The organism is Natrinema soli, assembly GCF_028618695.1.
The window spans coordinates 1-2,502 of the sequence record NZ_JAQIVI010000811.1; the positions used below are offsets into that span (position 1 = coordinate 1).

3 protein-coding genes and 1 pseudogene are annotated in these 2,502 nt (G+C 65.3%); all 4 read left to right on the top strand.

Annotation, left to right across the window (positions count from 1 at the left end; all coding sequences use genetic code 11):
- Positions 1–703, top strand: a 703-nt coding sequence (locus PGX04_RS33110) for an aminopeptidase (protein ID WP_273742355.1), incomplete at its 5' end; no start/stop codon positions are given.
- An 88-nt stretch (positions 704–791) separates the two neighbouring features.
- Positions 792–1,373 (top strand): LURP-one-related/scramblase family protein, encoded by a 582-nt coding sequence (locus PGX04_RS33115; protein WP_273742356.1) that lies wholly within the window; start codon positions 792–794, stop codon positions 1,371–1,373.
- Between the two features lie 182 nt (positions 1,374–1,555).
- Complete coding sequence (locus tag PGX04_RS33120) at positions 1,556–2,209, top strand: HVO_0476 family zinc finger protein (protein ID WP_273742357.1); 654 nt, start codon at positions 1,556–1,558, stop codon at positions 2,207–2,209.
- 147 nt (positions 2,210–2,356) lie between these two features.
- Positions 2,357–2,502, top strand: a pseudogene (locus tag PGX04_RS33125) (protein-L-isoaspartate O-methyltransferase); the annotation flags it as partial.

The window sequence follows — 2,502 nt, forward strand, 5'->3', positions numbered from 1 at the left end:
GAGCCTGAGTCACACTCGCGCCCGCACGGACGCGAACGAGGCCGGGGCGCGGGTCGCGACGCTACCGGGGATCACCGAGGATGTCTTCACGACGGGACTGGCGGCCGACTACGAGTCGATCGCGGCTCACTGCGAGGCGGTCCGCGAGCAGGTCGCGGGGGCCGACGAGATCCGCGTCACGACCGATGCCGGCACCGACATCACGTTCGGCGTCGAGGGCCGCGAGTGGCTCGCCGACACCGGCATCGTCCACGAGCCCGGCGAGATGTCGAACCTCCCGGCCGGCGAGGTGTTCATTAGCCCCGAAACCGCCGACGGAACCTTCGTAGTCGACGGGACGATGATGCCCCACGGCCTCCTCGAGGACGGCCGGACGCTCTCGTTCGCGGTCGAAGACGGGTTCGTCACCGAGATCTCGGACGACGATATTCGCGAGGCGGTCGAGGACGCCGCGGAGACGGTCGGCGACGCCGCGTACAACCTCGCGGAGCTGGGAATCGGAACCAACGTCGCCGTCTCCGACCTCGTCGGCTCGGTTCTCCTGGACGAGAAGGCCGGCGGCACCGTCCACATCGCGATCGGAGACGACGCGGGGATCGGCGGCGACACCGAAGCGCCGATCCACCTCGACGGTATCATTCGGGAGCCGAGCGTCTTCGCTGACGGCTCTCCCGTCGACCTTCCGGTCGCCGATGGTGACTGACTGGGCCGCCGACACTCGAGGTCCCAAATTTTAGCTGACATGTGAGAACCTAGCGGTTTCAAGTTCGGGTAGTGTGAGATGGAAACCGATGAGCGATACTCGAGCGTACGATATCGAGGGAATCGAGCTCACTGACGACCGCTATACGGTCGAGCAGGGGCTGATCCGTAACAAGTACCGGGCGCTCGATGCCGACGGAAACGTCGTTCTCCGGGGAAAACAGAAGATGCTGAAGATGAAAGATGAGTTCCCCTTCGTCGACGCCGACGGGAACGAGGTGTTCACGGTGAAAGCCGGCGGTATCATCGACGTCGCGGGGAACTACGTGCTCTCGGACGCCCGGACCGGCGAGAACGTCGTCGTTCTGGACAACGACTACTCGCTGCTGCAGGACACGTGGCGGATCCGCGACGCGACTACCGAGGAGAAGTTGGCCGAGATCAACTCCCGCGGCGCGATGGTGACGCTGGCCCGGGACATCGTCCCGTTCGGCGGATGGATTCCACACAAGTACGAGATCACCGATCAGGAGGGCGCACACGTCGGCTCCATCAGCGGCCAGTTCTCGTTGCGCGACCGCTACGAGATCGTCATCGACGACGCCAGCACCGTCCCCAAAGAACCCATCGTCGCCGCGGCGATGGTCATCGACGCGATCCAGGGGAACTAGGGCGGCCTCGAGTCAGACTATTCGTCTCGAGTCGGAGTACTCGCCTCGAGACGGCTCGTTCACCCAAGCCTGACTGCTCGGCGAAAGCCGGTGCGGGCGGCCGGTTCGACGGCTCGTCGATGCGTGAGAGGTGACGAAGACCGGTTCAATCGTCTTTTAGGTACGTAGCCGTTAGGTGAGCTATGAGCGAAACACCGGATCGGGTTCCGACACCCTGTCCTTCGTGCTCGCCGGACCTCGAGACGGTCCACGAGGTACTCACGGAGGGCGGCGGACAGCTGACCGTTCGATGCAGCGAGTGTAGTCACGTCCACAAGATTCGGCCCGCCACCGAGACGGAAGTCACCCTCGACGTCGTCGTCTCGCAGGGCGGCGAATCGTTCACGGCGAACGTCACCACGCCCGAAGACGAGCGCATCGAAGTCGGCGACGAGTTCATCCTCGAGACCGACGAAGTGCTCTCGACCGTTCGCGTGACGAGCGTCGAACTCGACGGCCAGAAACGAGTCGAGGCGGCCCCCGCCGAGGAAATCGAGACCGTCTGGACCCGCGAGGTCGACAACGTGGCGGTCAACGTCACGATCCACCCGCAGGACGGCTCGAGGGACGACAGCCACAGTATCACGGTCCACGTCCCCGGCGACTACGAGTTCGAGGTCGGCGCGGTCGAGTCCTTCGGCGACGACGAGTTCGAGATCGACGCCTTCGTCGTCCGCGGCGACGCCGAGGGGTACCGGCGAGACCGCTTCGAGGAGGGCGGCGATACGGGCTTCGCGAAAGACATCAAGCGCGTCTACGCCTACGACGAGCAGAGCAGCGCCTGGTCGGCCTGGTAAGCGGCCCGCGTCGCACTGCTCACCGTCAACCGTCCAGTGCCGGTTGCTCATCTCCCGCCGTCTATCCCCTAGCGCCACGGTGGTCCACCCCCCGGTACTCGCCACCCCACTCCCTACTGTTCTCGAGTGCGTATTCGACACCGAACTATGTCCGACACCCACAGTTACGAGGCCCAACGCCGGCGGATGGTCGAGACCGTCGCGCCGCGAGTGGACGACGACCGCGTCCTCGCGGCCCTCGAAGCGGTCCCGCGCCACGAATTTGTCCCGCCCGACCGTCGGGACCGCGCCTA

Coding starts and splice junctions, on each gene's coding strand:
- PGX04_RS33115 (WP_273742356.1), top strand. CDS start 792: ATGAGCGATACTCGAGCGTACGATATCGAGGGAATCGAGCTCACTGAC.
- PGX04_RS33120 (WP_273742357.1), top strand. CDS start 1,556: ATGAGCGAAACACCGGATCGGGTTCCGACACCCTGTCCTTCGTGCTCG.